At 46.3% G+C, this 26,141-nt stretch carries 26 protein-coding genes; 4 read left to right on the plus strand and 22 right to left on the minus strand.

Annotated elements, in window-relative coordinates; translation table 11 throughout:
• Positions 1-5: 5 nt before the first annotated feature.
• From GQF01_RS33735 to GQF01_RS33770, 8 genes are all read right to left on the minus strand, one after another.
• Positions 6-1,664, minus strand: coding sequence for a glycoside hydrolase family 10 protein (locus GQF01_RS33735; RefSeq protein WP_161411673.1), 1,659 nt, complete (start codon positions 1,662-1,664; stop codon positions 6-8).
• Positions 1,665-2,047: 383 nt separating this feature from the next.
• Positions 2,048-2,407: a Rieske (2Fe-2S) protein gene (locus GQF01_RS33740; RefSeq protein ID WP_161411675.1), complete on the minus strand. Its 360-nt coding sequence runs from the start codon at positions 2,405-2,407 to the stop codon at positions 2,048-2,050.
• Between the two features lie 15 nt (positions 2,408-2,422).
• Positions 2,423-3,484: an amidohydrolase family protein gene (locus GQF01_RS33745; RefSeq protein ID WP_161411677.1), complete on the minus strand. Its 1,062-nt coding sequence runs from the start codon at positions 3,482-3,484 to the stop codon at positions 2,423-2,425.
• Between the two features lie 57 nt (positions 3,485-3,541).
• Complete coding sequence (locus GQF01_RS33750; protein WP_161411679.1) at positions 3,542-5,107, minus strand: extracellular solute-binding protein; 1,566 nt, start codon at positions 5,105-5,107, stop codon at positions 3,542-3,544.
• 72 nt (positions 5,108-5,179) lie between these two features.
• Complete coding sequence (locus GQF01_RS33755) at positions 5,180-6,040, minus strand: carbohydrate ABC transporter permease (protein ID WP_161411681.1); 861 nt, start codon at positions 6,038-6,040, stop codon at positions 5,180-5,182.
• Positions 6,041-6,054: 14 nt separating this feature from the next.
• Complete coding sequence (locus tag GQF01_RS33760; protein ID WP_161411683.1) at positions 6,055-6,975, minus strand: ABC transporter permease; 921 nt, start codon at positions 6,973-6,975, stop codon at positions 6,055-6,057.
• Positions 6,976-7,162: 187 nt separating this feature from the next.
• Complete coding sequence (locus GQF01_RS33765; RefSeq protein ID WP_161411685.1) at positions 7,163-9,340, minus strand: helix-turn-helix domain-containing protein; 2,178 nt, start codon at positions 9,338-9,340, stop codon at positions 7,163-7,165.
• Between the two features lie 212 nt (positions 9,341-9,552).
• Positions 9,553-9,972 (minus strand): GTP pyrophosphokinase, encoded by a 420-nt coding sequence (locus GQF01_RS33770; RefSeq protein ID WP_161411687.1) that lies wholly within the window; start codon positions 9,970-9,972, stop codon positions 9,553-9,555.
• 217 nt (positions 9,973-10,189) lie between these two features.
• Here GQF01_RS33770 and GQF01_RS33775 point away from each other — a divergent pair, with 217 nt between their 5' ends.
• The gene (locus GQF01_RS33775; RefSeq protein WP_161411689.1) at positions 10,190-11,170 is read left to right on the plus strand and encodes an aldo/keto reductase; all 981 of its coding nucleotides are present in this window, start codon (positions 10,190-10,192) and stop codon (positions 11,168-11,170) included.
• 90 nt (positions 11,171-11,260) lie between these two features.
• Here the strand turns inward: GQF01_RS33775 and GQF01_RS33780 are convergent, their stop codons facing one another.
• The 10 genes from GQF01_RS33780 to GQF01_RS33825 all read right to left on the minus strand — a co-directional run bounded on the left by GQF01_RS33780 (position 11,261) and on the right by GQF01_RS33825 (position 20,708).
• Positions 11,261-12,265, minus strand: a complete 1,005-nt coding sequence (locus tag GQF01_RS33780) for a phosphotransferase enzyme family protein (protein ID WP_161411691.1) — start codon at positions 12,263-12,265, stop codon at positions 11,261-11,263.
• Between the two features lie 9 nt (positions 12,266-12,274).
• Positions 12,275-13,126: an AraC family transcriptional regulator gene (locus GQF01_RS33785; RefSeq protein ID WP_161411693.1), complete on the minus strand. Its 852-nt coding sequence runs from the start codon at positions 13,124-13,126 to the stop codon at positions 12,275-12,277.
• A 55-nt stretch (positions 13,127-13,181) separates the two neighbouring features.
• Positions 13,182-13,964 (minus strand): phytanoyl-CoA dioxygenase family protein, encoded by a 783-nt coding sequence (locus tag GQF01_RS33790; RefSeq protein WP_161411695.1) that lies wholly within the window; start codon positions 13,962-13,964, stop codon positions 13,182-13,184.
• 108 nt (positions 13,965-14,072) lie between these two features.
• Positions 14,073-15,197 (minus strand): serine hydrolase domain-containing protein, encoded by a 1,125-nt coding sequence (locus GQF01_RS33795; RefSeq protein ID WP_235960795.1) that lies wholly within the window; start codon positions 15,195-15,197, stop codon positions 14,073-14,075.
• Positions 15,198-15,398: 201 nt separating this feature from the next.
• The gene (locus GQF01_RS33800; RefSeq protein ID WP_161411696.1) at positions 15,399-15,893 is read right to left on the minus strand and encodes a DinB family protein; all 495 of its coding nucleotides are present in this window, start codon (positions 15,891-15,893) and stop codon (positions 15,399-15,401) included.
• A gap of 41 nt (positions 15,894-15,934) precedes the next feature.
• Positions 15,935-16,453: an AAA family ATPase gene (locus tag GQF01_RS33805; protein ID WP_161411697.1), complete on the minus strand. Its 519-nt coding sequence runs from the start codon at positions 16,451-16,453 to the stop codon at positions 15,935-15,937.
• An 8-nt stretch (positions 16,454-16,461) separates the two neighbouring features.
• Positions 16,462-16,986: a YfiT family bacillithiol transferase gene (locus tag GQF01_RS33810; protein WP_161411699.1), complete on the minus strand. Its 525-nt coding sequence runs from the start codon at positions 16,984-16,986 to the stop codon at positions 16,462-16,464.
• A gap of 82 nt (positions 16,987-17,068) precedes the next feature.
• Complete coding sequence (locus tag GQF01_RS33815) at positions 17,069-17,548, minus strand: (2Fe-2S)-binding protein (protein ID WP_161411701.1); 480 nt, start codon at positions 17,546-17,548, stop codon at positions 17,069-17,071.
• Entirely contained in the window at positions 17,545-18,390 is an 846-nt protein-coding gene (locus GQF01_RS33820) for an FAD binding domain-containing protein (RefSeq protein ID WP_161411704.1), read from the minus strand. The genes GQF01_RS33815 and GQF01_RS33820 overlap by 4 nt, the downstream gene beginning before the upstream one ends.
• Complete coding sequence (locus tag GQF01_RS33825; RefSeq protein WP_161411705.1) at positions 18,387-20,708, minus strand: xanthine dehydrogenase family protein molybdopterin-binding subunit; 2,322 nt, start codon at positions 20,706-20,708, stop codon at positions 18,387-18,389. Before GQF01_RS33825 ends, GQF01_RS33820 begins: the two co-directional genes overlap by 4 nt.
• 191 nt (positions 20,709-20,899) lie before the next feature.
• On the opposite strand from GQF01_RS33825, the gene GQF01_RS33830 reads away from it, so the two are divergent.
• Positions 20,900-21,280 carry a YmaF family protein gene (locus tag GQF01_RS33830; RefSeq protein WP_161411707.1) on the plus strand — a complete coding sequence of 127 codons (381 nt, stop codon included), beginning with the start codon at positions 20,900-20,902 and terminating at the stop codon, positions 21,278-21,280.
• Positions 21,281-21,348: 68 nt separating this feature from the next.
• Here GQF01_RS33830 and GQF01_RS33835 read toward each other — a convergent pair whose 3' ends face one another.
• Positions 21,349-22,992: a PAS domain-containing sensor histidine kinase gene (locus GQF01_RS33835; RefSeq protein WP_161411709.1), complete on the minus strand. Its 1,644-nt coding sequence runs from the start codon at positions 22,990-22,992 to the stop codon at positions 21,349-21,351.
• Positions 22,993-23,175: 183 nt separating this feature from the next.
• Between GQF01_RS33835 and GQF01_RS33840 the strand changes: the two genes are divergently transcribed.
• Both GQF01_RS33840 and GQF01_RS33845 read left to right on the plus strand, forming a co-directional pair.
• Entirely contained in the window at positions 23,176-23,427 is a 252-nt protein-coding gene (locus tag GQF01_RS33840; protein WP_161411711.1) for a hypothetical protein, read from the plus strand.
• A 96-nt stretch (positions 23,428-23,523) separates the two neighbouring features.
• Positions 23,524-23,952: a cupin domain-containing protein gene (locus GQF01_RS33845; protein WP_161411713.1), complete on the plus strand. Its 429-nt coding sequence runs from the start codon at positions 23,524-23,526 to the stop codon at positions 23,950-23,952.
• Positions 23,953-24,002: 50 nt separating this feature from the next.
• On the opposite strand, the gene GQF01_RS33850 is transcribed toward GQF01_RS33845, so the two are convergent.
• Genes GQF01_RS33850 through GQF01_RS33860 form a run of 3 tightly spaced genes read right to left on the minus strand, consistent with a single transcriptional unit; the run spans position 24,003 to position 26,019 of the window.
• Positions 24,003-25,175 carry an alanyl-tRNA editing protein gene (locus tag GQF01_RS33850; protein WP_161411715.1) on the minus strand — a complete coding sequence of 391 codons (1,173 nt, stop codon included), beginning with the start codon at positions 25,173-25,175 and terminating at the stop codon, positions 24,003-24,005.
• A complete protein-coding gene (locus GQF01_RS33855; RefSeq protein WP_161411717.1) occupies positions 25,168-25,620 on the minus strand; it encodes a GNAT family N-acetyltransferase in 453 nt (150 codons plus the stop codon). Before GQF01_RS33855 ends, GQF01_RS33850 begins: the two co-directional genes overlap by 8 nt.
• Before the next feature lie 21 nt (positions 25,621-25,641).
• On the minus strand, positions 25,642-26,019 hold the full coding sequence (locus GQF01_RS33860) for a ribosomal maturation YjgA family protein (RefSeq protein WP_161411719.1): 378 nt from the start codon (positions 26,017-26,019) through the stop codon (positions 25,642-25,644).
• Between the last annotated feature and the right edge of the window lie 122 nt (positions 26,020-26,141).

Below are 26,141 nucleotides of genomic sequence, written 5' to 3' on the forward strand. Positions count from 1 at the left end.
CCCCTTCATGGATACGTTTTGTATGGATCTTGATTCGCTTCGGATGGTTGCTTTTCCTGCGCAAACTGCAAGAGTCTATGGATTTGCGATAGAACTTGAATCAGCTGCTTTTGAACTGAAACATGCAGATCCTCATGATTAGCCTTGCCTAGCCAAGTTGAGAAAGTAATCAGTAATCCAGCTACCGAGTCCCTCTCTTTCGAACTCCAATTACCTTCGTCGAATGAAATCGCCATGATATCATTCAGCTTTCGTATCATCACCGAGGCTAGCAGATCATTCATTCCGCCTCTTGGAACGTAGACCTCATTCACATCCGTTTTCAGTGCTTCCAACAAAACCACTATCGCTTTCCGTGGATACAGCCCAGTGGAAATAGCCGGTGTCCTCCACGGACCTAATCGCAGAGCACGAATCATTGGACTCGTCGCCTGCCCAAATGCAAAAATGATCGTTCCATCGTCCAAGTCACGCGCAGCCAATACCTGATCTACCGTTTCCTTAGCGCTCAATCCGATGTACATCGGATAAATACCGGTATAGATCAGGTTCCCCGTAACCAACTGCCGTTGGTGCAGCTCGAACGATTCGCGAACTTCTGAGCTGCTTGCATGGTATGCCTGTGGAATTACGACGTCCACAGAGCGTGACCAATGTCCGATCTTCTCGGACTCGGTACCAGGCTCAGGCGTTGCCGATACAATCAAATTTGGTCGCAAGGATTTTAATTCCTGATACAACAAGCTCACGTATTCATCTTCTATGTTTTCAAGCCACGTCGTCCACACTTGCCATATTTCTGGATGTTCATTCGCATCTATGTCAAGCGGATCTGTACCCTGCTCCTGCTCGAATGCTTTGCGGGCATGTTTACTGAAGCAATAGCTATCTCCACTATCATCGTCAGCTGATTGAGGTAAACGTATAAAGTCCAAATTGACACCTGAGATTTCATAGTTTGTGATTATTTCCTTCATGATTTGAAACAAATAATCGCGTACTTCCGGATTCGTGATGTCTAGCCAGAAGTAACCTGTCCCCTGCTGCGGCAGTGGCTTCTCAGCTCCGCTCTGACTTCTCGAAAGCGCCGCCCATTCCGGAAATACCCTCAACACCGGTCCTCCGGTGGCATCAATACCAACCATGAATCCATCGAGCCAGGCGTGTACAGCAATCCCCCGCTTACCAGCTTCCTTCACGAAAGCATCCAGCGGGTCCCACCCTCGGAAGAACGGGTGTTGGTTCTCTACACCTTTGCTCTCAGCTGCCAAGCTTGGATAAATCGTGTAGCCCCAGAACCACGTTTCCAAGTAGAGTTCGTTGAAACCAGCCTCCTGCATCCGGTCCATGGTATGGCAAACTTCCTCGTAGCTTTGCTCCTTGGGACGGTACCAAACGCCACGAGATTCCGCTGCCCGACTCGGAAGTGCCAGTAAATAACTGTCCAGCGCCGCATCTGATGCCATCTGGACGCGTTCACGGCACAGCTCTGAATCGTGTGCGTTTCGTGCTTCTGCGAGCAGTTCAACCGCTCTGCCCAGCTGCGCTCTAGCCAAATTAAACGGCGCACGGATGAACGCTTCCCAGTTGCGCTTAATCGTACTTTGCGCCAACACGATTTGCTTCTCCACCTGCTCCATGGACCGTTCCTTAGGCTCTTCCACGTGCACCTCTCCCCTCCGAATCTATGTGGTAAAAAAATACCATACTGATAGAAATCTTCCTAGAGGAATGTGGTTACTTTCTTTGGTACTTTGGTGTGCTGAAATCCGGCTAAGGCCTCGTTCGACAGAACTAGAGTCCTTCTATTTGGAGAAAAACGAACCGTTTCCTCTCTGTGCGGAACTACAGGGGCTTATTTGACTTCCTTAACAAGTTTTTGGATGAAATAGGCAAAATAGCGGATTACAGATTCCCTTAACCTCGGAAAATGCAACTTTTCCAAGAAATAGCGGATCATTGTTCCCTCCCCAATAAACAAAGCTGTCTCCCTCAGGTCTATCCAGACCATGGGAGACAGCTTCCAAATCGCCAATCGTAAACCGGTTTATTTCCTTTGCAAATCAACACCAATCTTGCCGTCAAGCACGCTGACTTCAAACGTTTTCAACCAAATTTTCTCACTGAACAGCGACTTGCCGGTTCGAATATCGAACTCCCAGCCATGCCACGGACAGCGCAAAATCTCGCCTTTTTTTCCATATTCATATTCATATACGTCAGACGGGAGCGTCGTTCCTGAGACGAGTCCAGCGCACATCGGCGCACCTTGATGCGGACAATAATTGTTAATCGCATAGTAGGCACCGTTAATCCGGTAGATGCCGATGCTTTTCCCCTCGATTGTGACGACTGCGTGCCCGCCTTCGGGAACTTCGTCTGCCTCCAACACATAGTGTACCGTCATAAGCTCCTCCATCACTTAAAGGTTATATAAGCTTTTGGCGTTTTCATAAAAGATTTTCCTCTTGGCTTCGGGCTTTAATCTTCGCAGGATCATATCTGGAGAGTCAAAATCCCAATGCGGATAATCGCTTGAATAGAGAATCATATTCTCTGCATCGATCATATTAAATAAATCAATCAGATGCTGTGGATTGTCCGGCTCTTCAATCGGCTGCGTAGTCAAATAGCAATGCTCGCGGATGTATTGGCTAGGCATCTTCTTGAGCCAAGGAACTGTGGAGCGCAGCGCTTTGTAGTTTTTATCCAGCCTCCACATGAGATGCGGAAGCCAAGCAATACCACCTTCGGTTAGCACCACTTTCAGACGCGGGAATTTCTCGAACACCCCTTCGCACACCATCGAAACGAGATGAGCCATGAACATTTGGGATAAACAAGTATGCCACTCGATGTAACGGGATGGATATCCGGCAGCCGTAGGCGCAGTTGAACCGCCGCCGCCTTCTGCTCCGGGATGGAGCGCAACGGGCAGACCATTACGTTCTGCAGCCTCATAAATGGGATGAAATTGCCGTTGACCCAGAGGCGCACGCGCTGCACTGGAAATCATCACTTCAACGAAGTCCGGGTGCCCTCCCATACGGTCAATTTCTCGCGCAGCGAGATACGGATCTTGCGTGGCGACGGCCAGAGCGCCCTTGAAAGCCTTATGCTTGCCAAGCCACTTATCGGCCAGAAAGTCGTTGTAAGCCGAGCAGATCACGGCTGCAAAATCAGCATCATGCGTCGTTGATATGTTATACACGACACCAGTTAATACGCAGTATTCGACGTTGTAGTCTTCTAACAGCTGTTTGATCATCAGATCCGGGTCAGAGCCCGCTTTGCCCCCGCCTGGCGGAATGGCGTCTTTCTTCATGACGCCAACCGGCGAGTAGTAACCGGAACCGGAATACCCGATTCCTGAAGCAGCCACGCGTGAGCGCCACGGTTCAGCCAAGTACGGCAGCAAATCCGAATCGTTCTGCTCATTGTGGACATCCACATCAATGACCTTCATCTTTTCGGCCATAATCATCCCTCCATTTCGGAGGCCCTTTCTGTGTGAATCGGCCTCCGTGCAGCACCAACGCGTTTATTTTTTACCGTATGTGCGAGTGTAAGCGGCATTGTACATATTCAGCAGATCATCTGCACCTAGCTTTTTCGTTTGATCAATAAACTCTTGCCATGTTTTATCGTTAATCGGCGTTTTACCAGACACGAATTCCGTCAACTTTTGTTCTAAATACTTGTTCAAATTGTTCAGTTTTGATTTTTCCAGCTCCAGCTCTTCACTAGTTTTAACAATCTGCTTCGGTGCTGGAATAATAACCGGTGCATAGAGCTTGTTAATCGCTTTGCTCTTATCGCTTAAGCCGCTTTCCCATACAGCACGGGATTTGGCATTGTCCAGAGTGACCATGTCATACCAGACGCCCCAATCTTTCCGCAGTGTAGTAAATGGCGACGCGCCGAAATCCTTGTTGTACACAGGTACGCCGTTTTCCTTCGTATACGTTTTGCCTTCAATCCCGAGGGATAAATAATTCGAACCTTCTTCGCTAAGCAGATAGTCGAGGAACTGAACCGCTCTGTCTTTATCTTTGACCTTCGCGGAAATCGCACGACCCGTGGCCCCTACAACAGAACGCGAGAATTGATAGTTCTTAATGCCGTCAGCAGCAAACTGCGGGATAGCATCCAGCGTGTAATCAGCCGTTCCTGCTTTGCGTCCCTTATCCATAAGAGTCTCAAGATCAGCCTTCCAGAAGAAGGTAACCAGCGATTTCCCTTTAAGAATCCTCTCCTCCCACTGCGCTTGCGTGATCATTGAGAATTCCGGATCCAGTAATTTCTCGTTGAACAACTTGTTGAGGAAGATGAGAGAATCCTTATACCCTTTGTGATAAGGCGCAAAGGCATATTTATCCGTAGCAGGATCAACGTTATAGAAGCCGTGAATACCTGTGAACGCTCTGCCGAACGTCGTGAAAAGCCCTGTATCGCCTACGATTGCATTATTGATCAATGGGTACGTATCTGGCTGTTTTTCTTTCAGAGTTTTCAGATACTGGTAGAATTCTTCCAGTGTCGTCGGCGCTTTCAAGCCGTATTTATCCATAATATCCTTACGGGTATACCAGATGAAGTTGAATCCTTTACCTTCGGCATCGCCTTCGATAACTGGCACGGTATAAATCCCTCCGTCCGCTCCCGTGGCAACGGCCTTGGCTTCCGGATATTTATCGAAAAACGCCTTCATATTCGGGGCTTTATCCATGTAATCTTTCAGATTAAGAAACACTTTATCTGGCCCATGCTGTCTGCCTTCTAAGGTATCGACCTGAATGAAGTCTGTAACTGCATTGGTCGCGATCATGATCTGTTTCTTCTCTTTCAGGCCTTCCTGACTGACCACTTGAAATTCCACTTTCACGCCGGTTTTCGCTTCAATTTCCTTGAAAATCTCCCAGTCTTGACGCACTTTCCCCTCCGGACGGTCATAAGCCAGCCAGGAAAAGGTGATCGGCTTCTTCGCTGTTTCCCCTTTCTTCGTATCCCCTGATGCCGGTGTATCCTTGGATTCACTCGTACAACCTGCGACCAAGCTGGAAAGCATTACGGCCGATAGTGCTGCTGCTACTGTTCTTTTTTTCATGAAAAAACCTCCCCAATGTGTTTAAAAGGCTGCTTTACTACCGTAGTCACTAGCACAAGTCGCATTCGGATCTTACCCTTTTATACCGCCGATCATGGTCCCCTGAACGAAATATTTCTGGATGAAAGGGTACACACATAGGATCGGGAGCGTAGCCATCATGATGATGGCGTACTTCATGGTTTGGAGCAGGCTCATATCGCCTTCACCTTGAATCGTTGTACCGGCTATCAGAATGTTCCGGAGCATAATTTGCAGCGGATACATCGAGCGGTCGTTCAAATAAATGAGGGCATCGAAGAAGGCGTTCCACTGGTTCACAGCTGTGAATAGGCCGATTGTTGCCATCACGGGCATCGAGAGTGGCATGACGACTCGCAGCAGCACCTGCAGGGAGGAACAACCGTCGATCGTTGCTGCATCCTCTAGTTCTTCTGGCAAAGCTTCGAAGAATGTCCGCATGATGAATAAATACCAAGTACTAATCATCGATGGCAGAACGATGGCCCATATCGAATTCAACATGCCGAGCTTCTGCACAACGAGAAACGTTGGGATCATCCCACCGCTAAACAGCAGTGTAAACGCGGCCATCATCAGGATTAATTTTCGGCCTGGCAGCCATTTCTTCGCTAATGGATAGGCCATAGCTGCCGTAGTAATCAATGTCAGAATGACATGAACGACCGTATAGCGGATCGTATTCCAGTAACTGACCCATAGATCTGAGTTAGCTGCCAACTGCTTATAAGCTACCAGCGTTACTTTTTTGGGCAAAAGAAGGACATCACCGCTTGACACCAGCGCATTGTCGCTAATCGAGGCACTGAACACGTAGACCAGCGGATAGATCATCACAATCATAAGAAAGATCATAACCGTATAGTTCAATGTGTCAAAAATTCTGGAGGCTACAGACTGTTTAATTTTCAAATAGGATTCCTCCTTTACCACAAGCTTGTTTCTGAGTGTTTTCTAGCTATGCGATTTGCACCAATGACGAGAATAAGACCGATAACGGACTGAAATAATCCGACCGCTGTGGCGAAGCTGAAATCCGCATCCAAGATCCCGCGCCGATAGACGAATGTGTTAATCACATCAGAGGTTTCGTAGTTCATGGAGTTGTATAACAGCAAGATTTTCTGAAAGCCCGTTTCCATAAAATGTCCCAGAGTGAGAACGAACAGAATAATCATCACGGGTACCATGCCAATGAAGGTAATATGGCGCATTTGGTGATAACGGTTCGCCCCATCCATTTTCGCCGCCTCATACAGGGTTGGATCAATCCCGGCGATAGCTGCCAAGTACAGAATCGTTCCCCACCCGATTTTTTGCCATATTTCTGAGGAGACATAGATCGCTCTGAACCACTCAGGCAGTCCAAGAAATAGAATGGGTTCCATCCCAAACACCTTCACCAGCAAGAAATTAATGATACCGGTTTGCGGCGACAGGAACGTGACCAGAATTCCAGCAATAACGACGGTTGATAGGAAGTGCGGCATGTAACTGATGCTTTGTGCGATGCGTTTAAACATTTTGTTCTTTAGTTCATGAAATAAAATAGCCAGAATGATCGGTGCCGGAAAATGAAACAGAAGATCATAGACATTCAACATGACCGTGTTACGAATCAGCTTCCAGGAATCCGGATTCACATAAAAAAATTCAATAAAGTGTTTAAAGCCTACAAATTTACTGTCCAAAACGCCTCTGCCAATCGAATAATCCTGAAAGGCAATGATGACCCCGTACATAGGCACGTATTTGAAAATGATGTAGTATAAAATCCCCGGCAGCATTAACAAATATAGCGCTCTATGCTTCTTCAATACGTACCCTATCCCATTTCGCTGAATCATACTGCCTCCCCCCTCCTCCTTGCGGAAGTTGATGGCCTTACTATACAAAGAGCGGGGCTTAACCGTAAAGCACGCATAATTACCTCGTGTCTCTTTTTTTGCAAGTCCGATTTCATGCGGTTTTTCGGCCGTTTAACGATGCCGGAAGAAAAAATAGAGACTTCGGAAAAAATGAAGTCTCTATCCTTTAATGATGCATCGTACGATATTTGGCCGGCGTGATGCCTTCATATTTGCGAAAAGTTCGGATAAACGAATTTCGGCCCCAGTAGCCAACTTTCTCCGCGATGTCATCGATTTTCATATCTGTCTCCAGCAAAAATTGCTTCGCTTTCATAAGCCTGTACTTGGCAATGTACTCCACATACTTCTCGCCCACAGCTTCTTTAAACGTTCGGCTGAAATGCCCGTTCGACATGTTAAGGAGCCCTGCAAAATATTCAATGGAAAGCTCCTCATTATAATGCTCATGAATATAAGATAGAATCTCCGAAAACTGCTGGGTGCGTTGATGGGGTTCTTCCGTTCGGAATAAAACACGATGGATGTCAAAGAAACATTGTTCTAATTCGTCCCACGTCATGCAGCTATGAAGCCGATCGTACAAGCTAGAGAAAAAAGGCACATTAAAATCGTTGTGCTCCGTTTCTACAGCACGAATCCACGTGTTCAGTACGTCCGTACTTAAATATTTCACCTGCATGGCGGTCGCATTCTTGTCTTTCCCATCCTCCAGCTTCTCGCGCACCGACTCCAGCAACCGCTCATATTCCTTGGTTTTATGCTGATTGAAGATGCGGTTCACTTCCTGTACGGATAAAAAGCTTTCCCACTGCGTCCGTTCTCCTACCAGAGGTCCACGGCAAATCTCCACATCGGCATCCAGTCCGCGATTCTGCAGCACAGATAAGGCTTGTTCATACGATTCATGCAGCTCTTCCGCAGCGTTCACGGTTTTCCCAATGCCAATCGTTGCTTTGAAATATTGGCTGTACGATTCCAGCACCAATTTCGTGATATCCGCAGCCTCTTCCGCCCCTAGATGCAAGAACGTATCATGAGTGACAACACAGGCTAACACATCCGGTTTCGTCTGACATAACCAGACCATCGAAGGGGTGGACTTGCGAATCAATTCTTTAATTTCCACGAACATGAATGACTTGGTCGTCTCCGACAGCCGGTCATACACCTCCGCATTGTAGTGGAAGGCAATACACAGCACTGTACGCATCGCCTGCTTGTCATAGGTAAAATCAATTTCCTTCGCATAATAAGCGATGGACAGTTCGTCTTGATATTCCCCCTGCAATATTTTGGTGATAAAAAGCTCCTGCATCAAGGGGAACATGCCGTTCATTCGTTGTGACAGTTCTTTATTTTCATCGGTAATTTCTTGAATCGGACGATACAACCGACGACTCAAATAATACGAGACAAGGCTGCCCACTACGAGAAAAAAGACGAGAAACGCCCAACTTATCAATCTTGTCATATAAGCTGGTTTCATCAAGGTACGAAGATCTGCGATCGTCACATAATACCAAGCATCGTTGAACCGGGATTTCACCAGAGACATCGCGATTTCATCAGTGACAAGGAATTGAGATTCAATAACCTTTGAGCGCGTATGCGCCAGCACTGCTTTAACTTCTTTATCTGTCAGGCCATGCTGATTCAAAATTTCACCCTGGCTAGTAGCAATCGCCGTACCTGTGACCCATTTCTCAGGTATCGAAATTTGCTCTTTCAATTTGTCTTGATCAAAATGTACGACCAAATAAACCTCGGGATTTTCCGTGTTAAATGGATAACTCATAACGGCCGACATGCCGAGCGAGCTCGAGTCCATGATATCCATCATTTTTTTACCGGTAAAATGGGCGAGATAATCGACTTTCTGCTGCTCATTGAGCGGATAAGTCATATTAAAGTAGTAGGTTTTATCCGTATAAATATCGATATCCGCTACAAGGTCATGATTGGCAAAATATAAAAACACCTTAGATACCAATTTGTCCGACTGAAGCTTCATCAACTGTTCTCTAAGGGCATGAAACTGATCGGAGCGCTGCTGATTTTCCCTGGAATCGTCAACGACTCTGAGAAGACTTGTTAAATTCGAGGAGCTGAGCATATTGATCATATTGGTTTTGAGTGAATCTAAAGCTATATCGGTTTGCTTGGAGAAATGGCTAATGACGACATCATTGAGCTTTTCGGCATCCTTCTCAATCGTACGAACTGCAAGCACATGAGCGAGAATACTGGCTACAATTACGGGAATCAAAATGACAATAAAGTAGTTGGTGAAAAGCCGCCAAAAAAGGGCTAATCGGAACTTATGCACCTTAGAAATGGCCATCTCGATTGCCCCCTCCCCTGTTTAGTTGTCATCCTTGTATCCAATTATTAGGATGACTATTGTTTTATACTATTGAAAAAGAATTAGAGGGTCAATAGATTTTGAAACTTTATTTTATTGCACAAATAACAGCATGAATTTTTATTTCTTTTTACGACAAAATAAGACATTAAAAAGCACTCGCATTCCGCCATGGAATGGAGCGCTCTGCCCTAAAACTTGAGTTCAGCGATCGCTTTTTTGTATCTATCGATTCTCGCGTAATCAGCATCTGTTGGCTGTGGAATTCGGTTGATATCGCAATTATCTTCCAAGTCCAGAAGCTTCACTTTCGAAGCAAGCGGGTTAAGTTTAATTCGCTTAATAAATTGTTCGTAGCTTTCATCCGCTCTCCTTGTCAGACAATCCAGAGCTGCTATGACATTCGAACTAAATCCTTCATTTTTTAGATCAAACAAGGTCATATTGGAATCCTCAACGACATCGTGTAAGACGGCTATAATGGATTCTTCTGTTGTTTCGGCTTTACTGGCTAATCGAATGGGATGCAAGATGTAGGGATTTCCACCCTTGTCAGTTTGACCGTCATGCGCTTTGGCTGCTAGTAAAATCGCTTTTGTTAACGTACTCATTTCAACACCTTCATTCTGTCATAGGTAGCTTCCCCATCATAGCATTTTTGCTAATGTACAGCTACAAAAAAGCGCTTACCTTTAAGTGAGTAGGTATCGCTCTGTCTACTAAATAACGGAAAAGTGCGTACTACTGCACCGCCTGAGAATCAAGTATGATGGGACTGATGTCTAAGAACAAGCTTTGCCCAACCTTAACTTTTTGGAGGAGATCACGATGAAATACAAGTATTTGGGACGTTCAGGCTTAAAAGTGAGCCAATTGTGCTTGGGAACGATGAACTTTGGTGTAGATACAGATGAACAAGAAGCATTCCGCATCATGGATGCTGCTTTAGATGCCGGAATCAACTTTTTCGATACAGCCAATATTTACGGATGGGGCGAAAATTCAGGTCGCACCGAAGAAATTATCGGCCGATGGTTCGCTCAAGGCGGCAATCGCCGTGAGAAAACCGTTATCGCTACCAAATTCTATGGCGATATGCATGATGCCAATGACGGTCCAAATCGTGAGAGCGGATTATCTGCTTATAAGCTGCGCCGCCACCTGGACGCATCATTACGCCGCCTTCAAACCGATCATATCGAGTTATACCAGATGCATCACGTGGATCGCAACGTATCTTGGGATGAACTCTGGGAAGCTTTTCAAGTGCCTGTGTACCAAGGGAAAATTGGCTACGTCGGCTCAAGCAATTTCGCTGGGCGCGATCTGGTGAAAGCGCAATATGAAGCAAAATCCCGTCATCTCCTTGGCCTTGTGTCCGAACAGCATAAATACAGCTTATTGTGCAGATTGCCAGAGCTTGAAGTCCTTCCAGCAGCTGAAGAGCTGGGCATTGGTGTCATTGCATGGAGTCCGCTGGATGGCGGGCTGCTCGGCGGTCATGCACTGAATCCAGTCGCTGGTTCGAAACGTGCCAGCAACCCTGAACGGGTAGAGAAATATCGCGCTAAGCTGGAAGCTTTCTCTGCGCTATGCAAAGAGCTAGGTGAGAGTGAAGCGAATGTCGCACTTGCTTGGACCCTTGTTCATCCAGCAATGACGGCACCAATTATCGGGCCTCGCACGCTGGAACAATTCGAAAACACACTACGAGTGGTTGATATCCAACTTGATGCATCCACATTAAACAAATTAGACGAGATCTTCCCCGGACCTGGTGGAGAGGCTCCACGGGCGTACGCCTGGTAACAAGTAAGACCGTCAGGGAATCCCTGACGGTCTTTTTTCGACTAAGCAGCAACCCGGCCAAGGCGATTACTTTCAAGGAACTGGAGTCCTCTATATCGAGAAAAAATAGGCTGCCAGTATCCGCTCTATTGTTTCGCTATGCTCCTTTAACCATGAATCTCTTCGCATAAATTGATTCAGTATGTAGTTGAAATTTGGTTGGATGTCGGCTCCAGCATAATGCTGACCGATATAGATGTGCAGCACGGCGAGATGATACAGCTGAGTTAAATTCCGCAGCTGCTCAATCTCATGCAAGCTGTGCGTTCTATATGCTGAATAACTTTTAACAAAAGCCTCCGTCATCTCCACTGAACCATTCGACATCTGTAAAATATGATTCAAACAAATCGCAAACTCCATAAAGCTGGTATCCACGGATAGGAAATCAAAATCCAATACGCCAGAAATACGATTGTTTTGGGATAACAAATTAAAGATTAACAAGTCATGATGAACAAGCTGAACGGGTAATTCATTTAATTGGCTGGCGTTTTGATAGATACATTCGATGCTATATCTATAGAAATCCACGCTTTCTTTTGGTATGAGAAATGGCGGGTTGTCCATAAAAGCAGAAACAGCCCTATGATCTGCAAGCGGGTGAAGCTTATAAATTTCTGAAAATGAGATGCCATGATACGCAAGCTGACTTATCTCGAATTGTTGAAGTGCCTGACTCATTTCACCCGCGACTCGTCCAAATTCAGCGGCGTCTTGTACACTTGCCAGCTCGTGATTCGTACCCTCAAGAAAAGTGACAATAGCACCTAAGCTTCCGTCAGACAACTGTACATAATCATTTCCCGTTAACGTTCGAACAAATTCCGGAACTTGAAAAGTCAGCTCTTTTTTCGCTAAAAATGACGTCACTTTTGATTCTAGCTCAGTGCCCTCCACATGTTTCGTATGTCGGTTGTAGACACGGAGGACATACTCATGGCCGTTTATTTTAACTATCTTTGTTAAATTGGTCAGTCCAAAGGGGACGGATTTCATCTCATAGCTTGCTTCCACAAAATAATTACGCATCAATTCATCTTGTTGATTCTGCATGCCTTCACCCTAACCGTACACATTTTCGGATTGCTTGGATTGGACAGTCTCGCGGTATTCTCCAGGAAGAACACCATACACTTTCTTAAATTGCTTGCATAAATAAGACGCGTCCGTGAAACCGCAGCTAGCAGCAATGGCTTCCAGCGTCTCTTCGCTCATTTCGAGCAGCTGTTTGGAACGCTTAAGACGCATTTCTCGAAGCATTTGCATAGGTGTTCGTCCAAACTGCTGCTGAAACGCTCTGTCCATATAGTTGGCGCTTAAACAAACTAGCCTTCCAAGCTCCTCTCTTGTCAGCTTCTCTTCCAGCCGCATGGACATCTGTCCAATTAACCGGGCAAAGCGATCTCCAGATGAGTTGTATGCACTTGAGCGTTCTGGATTTCCGGCTTTCTCCCAACCTGATAGAATCATCTCTGTTAACTGCAGCGCCGAAGTTGTGATTTTCAAGTCGCGAAAAGAAAGCGCCCGGTTCCCCCAATCGGCAAGCAGTTTGGCAAATACGGCCTCATAACGGACAGGATTGGGAATGGCAATGACCGGAGAGACACGGTAAAGCATCAGGAGGTCGAATTGATGGGAACACAGAATGCTAACTTGCATCCATAAGTGAACACCGCCAACATCCGCATGTTCCGAGAAAGGCAGCCCTGGCGGATGAAGCATGACCTCCCCTGCTTTTACCGTATGGGTTTCGCCTCCTGTGCTTGTTAGGACATGCCCTGTTTTCACATAACTGATGATCCAATTCGGAAAACTACGGTTTTCCATGTGAAGTTTGGCATACGCCGATCGATTCACGCTATGCAGCTGAACGGACCAAGGGCCTTCTACCCAATCTGGCGGTTTCGTCGACATCCACATCACCTCATATGTTCAACTTAACCGATTTCCTGGGGAATGCCTAGATCCATTAAGAACAATTTTCTCTATTCACAAAACCTTGGTACGCGGACTTCCCATCTTTCGCAATCAGTGGTCCATTTCTGAATAATTGTCCGGTAGTTGGATTAAATGATTCCTCTACTGAATATTGCACCACGTAAGCTTTGCGTGTCTTCGTTTTGCTCAAATTGGGTGTACTGCGATGAAAGAGCAAGGAATGGAAGACAACCATGCTGCCCTTTTTTAGCTCAACCGGTATGCCTCTTTCTTCTCCAAAATAACAAACCCAGCCGAGATCTGTTTTCACATGCTCCACAAAACCATCCAAATGTGTACCTGGTTGAACCCAAATACAGCCATTATCCACTGTAGCGTCTTCGAGCGCTAACCAGCAAGTCACATAATGGATCGGCTCTGTCGGGACATATCCGTTATCCTGATGCCATGGAAAGTCTTTGCTTGCTTCTAGACGTTTGTATACGGACTGATCCCAATACAGCTTAATGTCTGGCCCCAGAATGGTTGTCGTAAGGTCAACAAAACGCTGATCGGCAATAAATTGCTGTAGCTCTGCGCTCAGGAAATTTAGATTAGCAGTAAAATTAATTTGACCTGAGATGCTAATGAATTCCTTCCCTTTCTCGCGCAAGGCTTGCTCAGAGGCTTGGTCGAAGCCGTCAATTATCCCGCGAATACGATCCATTTCTTGCCCTGAGAATAGACTGTCAAAAATAATATAGCCTTGCTCCTGATAGTGCTTCATCTGCCCGGATGTTATATGGACCTGCTCACCCGTGTGTACATGACTCATGGCGAATTGCTCCTTCAATAATGAGATTCTGTTCCTATCCTCATTATCAAGCTGCGCTAATCTCTTAGCAATGAAGCGATTCCACCTCATCTAGTACTTTTTCCACCTTCACCCTTCCAAAGATGCGGCAACAGCATTATGAAAGCAATCCCGCAGTCGCACGACGGACTTCTCACGCCCGAAGTGCACACGGTTGGTCAATAACACCGCGAAAACGCTGCTCTCGGGATCCATCCATACGCTCGTCCCTGTGAATCCCGTGTGCCCATAGCTTAACGGGGAAAACAAATCACCGGAAGCGTCCCAGACATCCCCCTTCAGCACCCAACCAAGACCACGGCTAGCATTCACTTTGTCTGCCGTGTAACTTCGCGTGGCTGCTGCAACGGATGCATCTGACAGCAAATGGCCACGCGCTTCGCCAGCAAGCTTCCCATTGTTCAGCCACATGGCTGCATATTTTGCGATATCCTTGGCGGTCGAGAAAACTCCTGCATGCCCACTGACGCCGCCCATAGCCCATGCGTTCTCGTCATGCACCTCGCCCCATCGATAGGCGCCGCCCATGAACTCCGTTGCCGCTATTCGCGACTGCAAATCGCCAGCCGGACAATAGCTCGTATCGCCCATCCCCAGCGGTTCAAATACATAACGTTTGGCGGCTTCATCCAGCGCCATGCTAAACAGCTTCGCAGCCAATTCACCCAGAATGATATAGTTAAAATCACTGTACACATAACTACTGCCGCAAGCATGGCTTATGTTCTCACCAAGCACAGCTGCCCTAATCTGCTCTGGCGTCCAGCCATGGGAGTGCAGATCCTTAAAAGCCTGCAGCCCAGATGTGTGAGTCAGTAGATGCTTCACTGTCACATCATCCTTCCCATTTCCTGAGAATTCAGGAAAGTACCGAGAGATGGTATCCCTGAGGCGCAGCTCACCACGGTCGATAAGCTGCATAATCAACGGAAGTGTCGCCATCACTTTGGTTAAGGAGGCACAATCATAAATCGTATCTTCCGTTACTTCCAGCTTCGTATCCTTAGAGATAATCGAGTGACCCACGGCATATGTTCCTGCTATTGACCCTTTTCGACCTACGAGTGCTACGCCACCTGGCATTTCACCGGCTTCTATTTCTCGATCCAACAGACGGAATGCACGTTGTAATTTATCGCCGTTTATTCCCAGTTGTTCTGGAGCAACTTGGGGCAAATTCATGTCCAAATTCATATCTCCACGAGACCTCCTTACAATTAAGTATTTTCTTTAATTCGAAATAAAACGGCAAATCCCTCTATAGCTACTTTACCAACCCCCATCACTCCCGCGTACTAATCACCATAACCTCCAACTGTCACCTCAACTGCCAATAACAAATTCAAACAACCCTAACGGGAAGACCGCTAAGGTTACTTGATTGTAGAGTAGATTCTATTCAAATGAACGACGCGATGGCCAAGATCCTTGCAGCTTGCGAATGAACATAATTTGTCCCGTATGATAAGCATCGTGCATGATGAGACTGTTCACCCAACGCCCAACGGATTGTGAACGATTCGGATAAACGTACTCAAAATCATTCTCCTCCCACCGTGCAATCCGATCCCGAATGCCCTGATGGACGGCTTGCAAACGAGCCAATGTTGCTTCCCATTCGTCGACGGAAGCTGATACCACAGCAAACGTATCATCATTGGTCATCTCCGGATATTCGGATTCTTCTCCAGTCATTCTGTACAACAAGCGTTCTTTATAAAAAATTAAATGAGTCAAATTCTCAGCAATCGTATTCACATGCTCACCTTCTGGCCGCCAGTTGGCTTGCTCAGCAGTTAAACCTTCCAGTGCATCCGTAAGCGGAGGATACCAATCCTCTTTCTCATAACAGCTATCCCATCCATGAAGCAAAAGCTCGATCTTATTCATCCCAATGCCTCCTAAATATGTCATGTGATCACTTTCTTATGTTACCTCATGACATGAAATTTGGAAACCTGTTCCATTAAGGAATCGATCGGCTGTATCGTATCGAGCACCATCTCGCCATCCAAAAATTCTGATCTAACCTGCTTATAATGTTCTTTGAGCTTAGCTAAATCAGTAATTAACTGATTAGCTGTTGGCGCTTTGCTTCTCTCAGCAAGCCGCTGCGCCCATAATGACTCGTCGCTGCATATACAATGCAGCATCATTAATCTCCCGCCTCTTTCCTCTATCCAATGCTTAAATTTAAGTGCAGCATCCGATTGATTAAACCCGTAATCAAGGATCACATCAGCATCCGACGCAATAACCGTATGAAGAAATCGATACAGAAAATCGAAGCAAATTTGATTTCTCGCCTCGTGCTCGGGGACATCATTCGCAATAGAATCATAAATATCATCTTTATGTAGCACAGCCACTTTCAATCTTTTACCAAGCTCATTGGATAAGGTTGTTTTACCCGTTCCTGCTTTTCCACGAAATAAAATGATGGTTGACATGTTCGTTTTTACCACTCCAAACGCTCTTTAACTGAAGTAATCTGTTCGATATGATGGCGGTTGTGCCACGCAAACCTTTGTAAAGCTATATCAAGGCTCATTAAACCATGAGTAGGACTCGTGAATGTACGTTCAAAGTCAAGCGGAGTCAACGAATCCAGCAATATGGCGAAGCGCGCATGAAGCGACTCAAGAATAGCCATCGAAATCTCGATTGGCGTCTCCTGATAATCACTGAGATCTGCCCACAAATCCTCCTTATAGGTACTTGCTGCAGGTTGATCCTCCGTCAATGCTCTTTTGAAGCGAATATACGCATTCATATCGTTGTCAGCCATATGATGAATGACCTGTTGAACGGTCCAACCTCCTGACCGATAAGGGGTATGTAACTGTTCTAATGTTAGATTTTGCACATGAAACCGCAGCTTTCTGCTGCATTGCTTAATTTCTTCCATCCATCCTGCGCGCTGATCAGCCGTCGAATTCGGAATCCCTTCAAATCTCCCAATGGGGTAACGCAATCGGTCCATCCTCCCGTCCTCCTCTCTCTTTTATTCGGAATGACAAACTAATTCTAGATTCATCCATTTATTTCCTCTAGCTCCAATGGTTCTATTTCTGCGATAGCACAGATCTAACGGCTTTCCCAATCTCTTCATAACTTGTGCAGCGGCAAATATTAGATTGAAGCCACCTCTGCATAACATCCTCACTTGCATGGGGGCACTGCTTGGTCAGGGCATGTGCCACCATAATATAACCAGGTGTGCAAAATCCGCACTGAAAAGCAAACTGCTCTACAAAAGCCTTTTGTATCGGAGCATCTCCGCCTAACCCTTCAATAGTCGTGATGCTGCACCCTGGAGCTTCAATGGCTAGCATCAGGCACGATTTGATCGGGACACCATCCACGTTCACTGTACATGCACCGCAATCGCCATTTTCGCAGCCCTCTTTTGCTCCAGTTAAGCCTAATTGCTCACGCAATACTCGGAGCAGCGTATCCGCTGATCGAATGACAGCATGGTGCCGCTTGTCATTGACAACCAGTTCTATTTCACTTTTGATCGTCCCACTCCCGCTCCCGCTCATCCTCTTCGCCTCCCCTGTTCCAGAGCTCCCATAACATCCAATAAGGTGTTGCGCAGCACAAATGTCCTATAGGCAGCCGAGCTTAATATGTCATTTAGTATGGGCACAGGCCACCACCCAATAGCGTTATCAACACGAGCTTCCAATGTAAGTGAGCTATCGTTCATAATTTCTTCAATCTTCTTTGATCGAAAAGGTATGGCGCTTACCCCACTGAATGCGACGCGAATCCCTTCACCAGTTTGAAGTCCCGTTATGCGTACAATGGGGTAATCGATTCTTTCTAGTTTCGTCTTTTTAATCGTCACAAAAGGCATTTTAAAATAAATAGAATCACTTATGATTTGGACGAGAAGCTCACCTTTTTCCAAACGAGGCTCCCCGTTAAAGATTTGGCGTATGGGAACTTGGCGAACACCACTAGGACTGGCCAAGACAACCTCGCTATCCGCCAGCAGAAAAGGCAGCAGCCCCTCCCGATAAATAAACTTCCCGCATAAGAGGCCGCCAATTGTAATTTTATTGCGAATCGTATGATCGGCGATGTCTCGAACGGTGTCTCCAAGCAGTGGAAACAGAGGGGATTCTGCAAGCGCATTGAGTGTAATTGCTGAGCCAATGACAAGTTGATGATGATGAAATTGAAATACACGGCATTCGGGAATCCCCTTGATGTCGATGACTGCACCTGTGCGAAGCTGCTCCAAGCGCGCCATGGAGATGATTTCAGTTCCGCCGGAGTAATACAGCGGAGCTTTACCACTGGCGTCCAATTGCTGAAATAGGGATACCGCTTCTTGTAAACCAGTCGGCTTGTAATATTCAAAGTCAAATGAGATCATTGGCTCCCCCCCATCGTTTGCCAAATCATCTCGGGTGTCAAAGGCAGTTCGTTCAATTCTATCCCGGCTGCAAGCGACAAAGCATTAGCCAGAGCAGGAGCCATCCCGATTGTTCCATGTTCACCTATGCCGCGGGCACCAAAAGGACCTTCCATGAACGGTGTCTCCACGAACGCTACCAAATAATCCGGATTATCGCCGAACCGGGTCAATTTATAGGACCGCAGCTGCGGATTAAGTACTTGACCTGCTCCATTGAATAGAAATCCCTCCCGCGTGGCAAAGCTTAACCCCATGTTCACTCCGCCTACCACCTGTCCGCGCGCCATGGCTTCATTAATGACTTTGCCCGCATCAAAGACAGAGGCCACCCGAAGGACGCGGTACGTGCACTCGCGAGTATCAAATTCGACCTCAACAGCTTGTGCGCCAACGGTCCATTGCTGGGAGGGAATGCCTTTCCCCGTTTCAGGATCAAGCCTCGTAATATCATGGACCCGGTACCTGCCGCGGCCAATGACCGGTTTGCCCGAAGCACTGCCATTCGGGTATTGGTAGCCGCTGACCACTTCACTGATTTTCAGAGAGATAATCGGATCGTCTTTCACATAAATCATTCCTCGGCCTACCGCCAGGTCTTGCGGCAGCACTTGCAAGACGATCGAGGCGTTAGCTTTCAACTGGGCCATGACATCTTCAGCTGCATCCTGAACTGCGCGACCGACCATCATCGTACTGCTGCTTGACACCGTTTTCCAATGTTCAGGTGTAATTTGGGTATCCACATCCATCATGACATGTATATGGCCTATATCCATATCAAGCTGTTCAGCAAGGATCTGCGCCATGGCTGTGCGGTTCCCTTGACCAATTTCAACCGAGCCGATGCTGAGGTTCGCGCTGCCGTCGTGATTGAATGTGATCGTTGCTCCGCTACCCATATCGATGTTCGAACCCGAAGCTTTCCACACACAGGCCATGCCTTTTGTCCTGACCTTATGTTGACCAACCTTAACCCACTGGCCTTGTTCCCACTGGATCAGATCCTTCAACTTACCAATACATAAAGATACATCTCCCACCGAGCTTCTTGTCAGCGGTGTTTGCGTCGGTGTCGTGTCGCCTGGTTGGATAGCATTGCGAAGCCGCAAATCTAAAGGGTCCATCCCCAGCTTCTTCGCAAGCATATCCATCGTACGTTCCACGCAGTAAAGGGATTCCGTATGCCCAAACCCCCGAAATGCCGTGGCATAAGGATGATTCGTATAGACGCATAGAGCGTCACACCATACGTTGTCTATAAGATAGGGTCCCGTGCAGTCAATTGCTCCCGCTTCAGTCACCATGGCACCCTCGTCTGTATAGCCACCTGTATCAAATAAAAACGTGATCTCGGCTGCAGTAAGATTGCCTTCTCTGGTCGCTCCAAGCTTCACTTTTGCTTCTAGGCCAATATGACAAGGGGAACTAATCATATCCGTTTCACGAGAGTTATTGATTTTGACAGGACGACCACCACACGCTTTGGATGCCAGATAAGCCATATATTCTAGTTGAATGGAGCCCTTCCCGCCAAATCCGCCACCTACGAAAGGAACATGCACGATCACTTTGGATTGCTCAACATGGAAAAAGCGCTCGAAGACACGTTTGATCATAAAAGGATCCTGCGTTGACGTTTGAATCTCGATTAAACCACTCGGTTTTACTTCAACAATGGCACAACGCGGCTCCATCGCACAATGATCGGATGTGTTGAACGCATAGGTCCCTTCCACCGTCGTTTCACTTGCTGCCCAGCCTGCAGCCATCTCGCCTTTGCGGATTTTTACAAAATTGCCGATATTGGTTTGAGGAACGGGATACACATCCCCTAATCTTTCATAGCTGCCCAAATCTTCATGGATCAATGGAGCGTTCCGTTGTAAGGCGCTGCTGGGAGAATGAACAACAGGAAGCTGCTCATATCTTGCTCGTATGAAGGTTGCCGCGTGTTTGGCAATCTGCTCTGTCTCCGCTACCACAACTGCAATCGGTTCTCCGAAATATCGCACTTTCTTCGTGGCAAGCGGCGGACGATCCACAAGAAGACTGCCCGTTAGAACGGGGAAGTCTTCTCCTCGAATAATGGCATGGACACCGCTCACTGCAAGCGCATCCGTAATATCAATCGATATAATTGCTGCATGCGAATAAGGACTAGTAACGAGCCAGCCGTGCAGCATCCCGGGAGACTGTGTATCGTTCGTATATTTGGCGAAACCGGATACTTTATCTCGGGATTCGAGTCTTGGGATGCCCTTTCCTATAACGCTCACGTTTTACCCACTCCTACTCTATTACGACCTATTTTCCGTAGTACACAGCTGGGTGTTTTCTATCATCTTATCAAAATTAAGCTCATCCTATTCCGCTCCGTAAATAGGTCCTTCTATAGTTGTCTGTCCAATCCAAGCGTGAAAGCGGTACATACCTTAATAGCATCTTGTTTCGAAAGGATGATGGCAGCATGGCGAAAATCAAGCAAGGTGACGAAGGTCCTGTTCAATTCAAACATCGTATGGAGGGTTTGACGACTCGTGTGCAAGGTCATCAACATGCCTTCGGGAATTTGACTGATTTATTCATCCCAGATGATGGCAGACACCGCCACAATTTCCGTGGCATCACCACGACAGCCGATGGACACAGACACTCCTACTCCGGTCAAACTGGGCTTAACATTGGAAATGGCCCTAACCATTTTCACCGGTTTTCCATCCAAACGAATGTTGCCGACGGCCATCGCCATATCATAACCGGCCGAACAACCGGAATTATTCGTCTCAGCGGCATGCTCGGACACAAATTAATTATTGAAAAAGTCGTTCGTGAACGTGTGAAAAAATAAAGCGACTGTAAACAAAAAAAGGACTGCTCCCCAGTAGAAACCTACTAGCGGAGCAGTCCATTCTTGTTTTATGCGATACTAACCGAACCTTCTTCTTCAATCGGCAGAAATAAATGAACTGTCGTTCCTTTATTAATTTCACTTTCGATTTTGAGACATCCACGGTGTGCTTCAATGATTTTATGGCAGACCATTAAACCTAAGCCCGTCCCTTTCTCTTTCGTCGTGTAAAAGGGTTCGCCTAGAATCGCCAGTCTCTCCTCCGAGATGCCGCAGCCATCGTCAATGAAGCGAATATGAACCTTGTTGTCATCCGTTTTGAGTGAAATAATAACATTTCCTCCGTCTGGCATCGCTTCAATTGCATTTTTAAGAATATTAATAAATACCTGTTTTAATTGATTTTCCTCACACTTGATGAAAGGAATATCGGTAATAATATCTGTATGAATTTCCACATTATTAAGAATCGCTTGGGTTTGCAGCAAGGAGATGACATCTTGGACGATTTTGCGGATATCCTTCATCTCAAAATTGATAACCTGCGGTTTCGCAATCACCATGAATTCGCTCACAATATCGTTAATTCGATCTAACTCCGATAGCATGATTTGAAAATAATACTGATAATTGTCTACTTTCGATTGCAACAGCTGCACAAATCCTCTTAACGACGTCAGTGGATTTCGAATCTCATGGGCTACGCCTGCCGCGAGCTGCCCTACGATGGATAGCTTTTCTGATTTGAGCAGCAGCTCTTCCGTTCGTTTACGCTCAGTAATATCTTTGGCAATGCCGTATACGCCATCAACCTTATCATTGATGTAAATAGGCACCATTTTCAAATTTAATTCGATACTGTTCCCTTGTTTATGCAAAAGGGTAATTTCCGTATTGTTGGATTCACCATGCATCGCTTTGACAAAAAGCTCGCATGCCTTCTCGTGGTCATTGGAAACATGAAAGGGCAGAAAAGTTTGCTGCGTGCACTCTTCTACGGTATAGCCGGTAATTTTCTCCGTTGCCGCATTAACTGAAATCACATTCCCTTGTAAATCCATCGTGAAAATGGCATCCGGATTATGCTCAACAAGTGATTTATAGCTCTGTTCCCGCTCCTCCAGCAAGCATTGCGCCCGCTTATGCTCCGTAATGTCCCTGCACAGTAACTGCACCGCAGGTTTACCAAGAAAAACGATGGGTACTTCCCTTACATCAACATCAATGACTTGCTGATCTACTCGCAGAAACTTCTGATCCATCGGTTCCGTTGGCTTCTTCTCTTCAATGATTTGACAGATACGTTCCTGCATAATACTTGTATAGTCGGGGTGAACGAATGTCATCACGGATTGCCCGATAAGCTTCTCAGGCGAGTTCGCACCTAATACTCTGGCCCCGGCAGGGTTAATGAAGATGATCATTCCGTCGCTGTGAACCACGATTGGCTCTGGCGAATGTTCCACAAGAATTCGATAACGTTCTTCGCTTTCCAACAACGCTTTTTTTAACCGATTTAAACAAAAGTACAAAATAAATGCTGTAATAACAACATAAAATAGTCCCTTTGAGGAATTTACGGAGACTGCATCGGTCAAGCTCACGCTATCAATGAAACGATCTGATAGAATGACCCACAAACTTCCAAACAAGACATAAAGGAAGGTCACTTTCAAAGAGCTTTTTACCCTTACTACTGACTTCTTGTGCATATCGATCTACTCTTCCTTAACCATGCAATTTTATGGGACATCGGTGTAATTTGCTAATTGATTATATCATTTATTCTGGAAAATACTTATTGGATCTTTCTTCCATTTCAGTCTATTCCCACGCACTAGTTCTCTTGGACGAACATATACTAGAAGAAGACAGCTAGAGAGGAGGTATTCACGATGAAAAAAGCGGATTCCTATCGAATTTGTAAAAAGTACCTCAATCGAGAAGTGATGATTCAAACAACACACGGCACTTATAAAGGTACCATTGTTAAAGTGGACAATAATCAAGTATATCTGAAACCAGCGCGGAATGGGAAAAAAGCGCAAATCTCTTTTCTACCCTTTATTCTGCCGCTCGTCCTGTTTGATCTACTTGCTATTGCTTTATTGGATTCTAGGTCTTGTTTCCCTTTCCGTCCCTTCTAATCTTCAACCGAAAAACCCCATCTCCTTAGATGAGGGTTTTTTGCATGAAATTTCATCCTACCTAATAGTTTGAAACAGAAGGAGGTGTGTTTGAACATGGAGCCAACACGAACTTGTCGACTCATTCGTTCATCTCGCACATACCATGGCAAGCAAGGCTTCGACTATGCGGAAGCAATATCCAAGGAAAGTGTTGATTCCCAAGGAATATGCATGCATCTACTGACGATTCCCCCTGGCAAGCGGGCAAAAGCACACCTGCATGAAGCACATGAAACAGCCATTTATATGCTGCAGGGGAAATCAGCCATGTGGTACGGCGAGAAGCTAGACCAGCATATGGAGGTGGAGGAAGGCGACTTCCTGTATATCCCTGCTGGGATGCCCCACATGCCTTACAACCCTAGCGGAACCGAATCCTGCACCGCCTTGTTGTCAAGAACAGATCCGAATGAACAGGAAAGCGTTCGTTTACTCCCCGAGCTTGAAGCCTTGTGGCAGAAGCAGCACGCATCCTCCGATTAACAGCCAACAGGCAGCTGATCTAATGAAGGTGAGCTGCCTGCTCTTCTTACTCAGCGTACACGCAGCTGATCTTTCGTGTGTTCCAAGAAAGCTGCGGTGTCGTCCCATGTTCCAAATCCCGCTTGGGCGATTTTGTCGCTTCCGCCGCCTTTTCCTTGATAGGCAGCCAAATTGGCTTTGAAAAATGCGCCGCAGGATAACGCTTCGCTATTATTCGCTAAGACAACTTTGTTCTCAGCTATGGTCGCAAGCAGCACGGGGCAATCGCTCAGAATGGCTAGCTTGCCTGCGAGGTTTTGCAAATCTTTCATAGACTTGTTCTCAAACACGCGGGCAATCAAGTTCCCTTCACGATGGGTGAGCAGTTCATTTACCATATACGTATCATTTTCCTCTTTTAGCTGGGTTAGCTCAGCTTGAAGCTGTTTCGTTTCGAGTTCCCACTTCTCCACGCGATCGATAATTTCATCTTTTCCCGTATTGAACTTGATCGATAGCGCTGCCAAAATCTTCTGGCTGTCATTAAATTCCTGAAGCGCACGATAGCCGCATTTAAAATAAATCCGCGTATTCCCCTTCTGCTTCTCCGCTTTCAGCAGCTTGATCATCCCGATTTCACCAGTTGACGAAACATGAGTGCCTCCGCACGCGTTATACTCCACATCTTGAATTTCGACAATGCGGATATTCTCTGTGACTTTTGGCTGTTTCACCAGCGGCAGCTTAGCCAATTCCTCTTCCGTAACGAAGTAGCTGGAGATAGCTCGATTCTTGTAAATCTGCTGATTCACTTCGTTCTCGATGGCCGCGAGTTGGGCAAGTGAGAGCTCCGGCTGTTCGACATCAATGGTCGCATACTCCGTTCCCAAGTGAAAAGAGACCGTCATTGCCTGATAGAGATCGCGGCATACCGCTGATAACAGATGTTGACCGCTATGCTGCTGCATATGATCGAACCTTCGCTGCCAATCCACCTCGCAGGTTAGAACGCCTTCTCCCAGTGGACTCGCCACTTTATGCAGTACGTTCTCGTCTTCACTGATCACATCCAAAACAGGCACGCCATTGATTCGCCCTTCATCACAGGGCTGTCCACCTCCATGCGGATAAAAAGCAGTCTCCTCCAAGATGACATAATATCCGTCTTCTCTCTCCACTACACGGCTGATCGTGGTTTCCCATTCTCTGATATAGGCAGAATCGTAGTACAGTTTCTTAGACATGATAATCTTCCTTTCTATTATCGATTAGGTCAGGTTCTGAAGAGCAATAACTTTCCATAATCACGTAATCTTTTCCGCCTTTCGTGAACTGCTTATCTGTTACAGCCAACCCGAATTTTTCATAAAAAGAGACCTTGTTGCTTCTCGCATTGCAATAAATGCGCTTCACACCTAATAACATAGCTTCCCTAAGCATGTGGCGAAGCAGTTGACTTCCGTAGCCTTTGCCTTGACTAGACACCTTCGTGGCAAATTTCCGAAACTGTGCTTCCTCTCCATGAATAAATAGTGATACAACGGAAATTAGCGCCTCATCTGCGAAAAGACCGTAATGGATGCCTTCGTCGTCATCCGAAAGTTGAACATACGAGAGGTCGCGCTCTGGCCACATCACTTCGTGCCGCAGCTGCCAAGCTTGCTCTTTTTGAATGTTTTTGATTTCCACTTCATCATCTCCAAAGCTGAATTAACGATTGCTGCGCTGGATGGCAACTTTGTCAACCACACCTGCAACAGCTATGCCTATCACATATCGACATAAATCTATCGCCAAAAATCCTCTTCCAAGAATCAGCGAGCCCACGAGTGTCCTTCTGATCTCCACGATCCATTCCGCTTGGTACAATTGACTGAATTCAATGGCAAAGCAGAATATGACACTCCATCCTACAGCCCAAGCTAACGATCTTTTCAAGCAAATAAACCGAAACCCAAAATAAATCATACTTGCCCAAAGGATGTCCCCGGCATGCACGACAATAAAATCAGGAAATACGTCCGGGAACTTTCTTGTGCTTAACCCTAAGACGATCGTAATTACGATGGCTGTTGCATATTTTAGCATGATTCTCCTCTTCACTCGAATATGAGCTTAAAAAAAGTTTATAACTTTATCTTCAAGGGAAATCTACCTTGTGGGGAGACAGCGTGAGACTCATAACTAAGCTTTACAAAGGAGATTACTTC

Origin of the sequence: Paenibacillus silvestris (genome assembly GCF_009882985.1) — a bacterium.
Taxonomy (GTDB): Bacteria; Bacillota; Bacilli; order Paenibacillales; family NBRC-103111; genus Paenibacillus_E; species Paenibacillus_E silvestris.

Coding starts and splice junctions, on each gene's coding strand:
- GQF01_RS33740 (WP_161411675.1), bottom strand. CDS start 2,407: ATGACGGTACACTATGTGTTGGAGGCAGACGAAGTTCCCGAAGGCGGG.
- GQF01_RS33790 (WP_161411695.1), bottom strand. CDS start 13,964: ATGAGTCATGTACACACGGGTGAGCAGGTCCATATAACATCCGGGCAG.
- GQF01_RS33805 (WP_161411697.1), bottom strand. CDS start 16,453: ATGTCAACCATCATTTTATTTCGTGGAAAAGCAGGAACGGGTAAAACA.
- GQF01_RS33750 (WP_161411679.1), bottom strand. CDS start 5,107: ATGAAAAAAAGAACAGTAGCAGCAGCACTATCGGCCGTAATGCTTTCC.
- GQF01_RS33840 (WP_161411711.1), top strand. CDS start 23,176: ATGAAAAAAGCGGATTCCTATCGAATTTGTAAAAAGTACCTCAATCGA.
- GQF01_RS33770 (WP_161411687.1), bottom strand. CDS start 9,972: ATGAGTACGTTAACAAAAGCGATTTTACTAGCAGCCAAAGCGCATGAC.
- GQF01_RS33745 (WP_161411677.1), bottom strand. CDS start 3,484: ATGATTATGGCCGAAAAGATGAAGGTCATTGATGTGGATGTCCACAAT.
- GQF01_RS33830 (WP_161411707.1), top strand. CDS start 20,900: ATGGCGAAAATCAAGCAAGGTGACGAAGGTCCTGTTCAATTCAAACAT.
- GQF01_RS33845 (WP_161411713.1), top strand. CDS start 23,524: ATGGAGCCAACACGAACTTGTCGACTCATTCGTTCATCTCGCACATAC.
- GQF01_RS33815 (WP_161411701.1), bottom strand. CDS start 17,548: ATGAGCGGGAGCGGGAGTGGGACGATCAAAAGTGAAATAGAACTGGTT.
- GQF01_RS33835 (WP_161411709.1), bottom strand. CDS start 22,992: ATGCACAAGAAGTCAGTAGTAAGGGTAAAAAGCTCTTTGAAAGTGACC.
- GQF01_RS33850 (WP_161411715.1), bottom strand. CDS start 25,175: ATGTCTAAGAAACTGTACTACGATTCTGCCTATATCAGAGAATGGGAA.
- GQF01_RS33810 (WP_161411699.1), bottom strand. CDS start 16,986: ATGGACCGATTGCGTTACCCCATTGGGAGATTTGAAGGGATTCCGAAT.
- GQF01_RS33765 (WP_161411685.1), bottom strand. CDS start 9,340: ATGGCCATTTCTAAGGTGCATAAGTTCCGATTAGCCCTTTTTTGGCGG.
- GQF01_RS33785 (WP_161411693.1), bottom strand. CDS start 13,126: ATGTCGACGAAACCGCCAGATTGGGTAGAAGGCCCTTGGTCCGTTCAG.
- GQF01_RS33760 (WP_161411683.1), bottom strand. CDS start 6,975: ATGATTCAGCGAAATGGGATAGGGTACGTATTGAAGAAGCATAGAGCG.
- GQF01_RS33780 (WP_161411691.1), bottom strand. CDS start 12,265: ATGCAGAATCAACAAGATGAATTGATGCGTAATTATTTTGTGGAAGCA.
- GQF01_RS33820 (WP_161411704.1), bottom strand. CDS start 18,390: ATGATCTCATTTGACTTTGAATATTACAAGCCGACTGGTTTACAAGAA.
- GQF01_RS33775 (WP_161411689.1), top strand. CDS start 10,190: ATGAAATACAAGTATTTGGGACGTTCAGGCTTAAAAGTGAGCCAATTG.
- GQF01_RS33795 (WP_235960795.1), bottom strand. CDS start 15,197: ATGAATTTGGACATGAATTTGCCCCAAGTTGCTCCAGAACAACTGGGA.
- GQF01_RS33860 (WP_161411719.1), bottom strand. CDS start 26,019: ATGCTAAAATATGCAACAGCCATCGTAATTACGATCGTCTTAGGGTTA.
- GQF01_RS33800 (WP_161411696.1), bottom strand. CDS start 15,893: ATGAATAAGATCGAGCTTTTGCTTCATGGATGGGATAGCTGTTATGAG.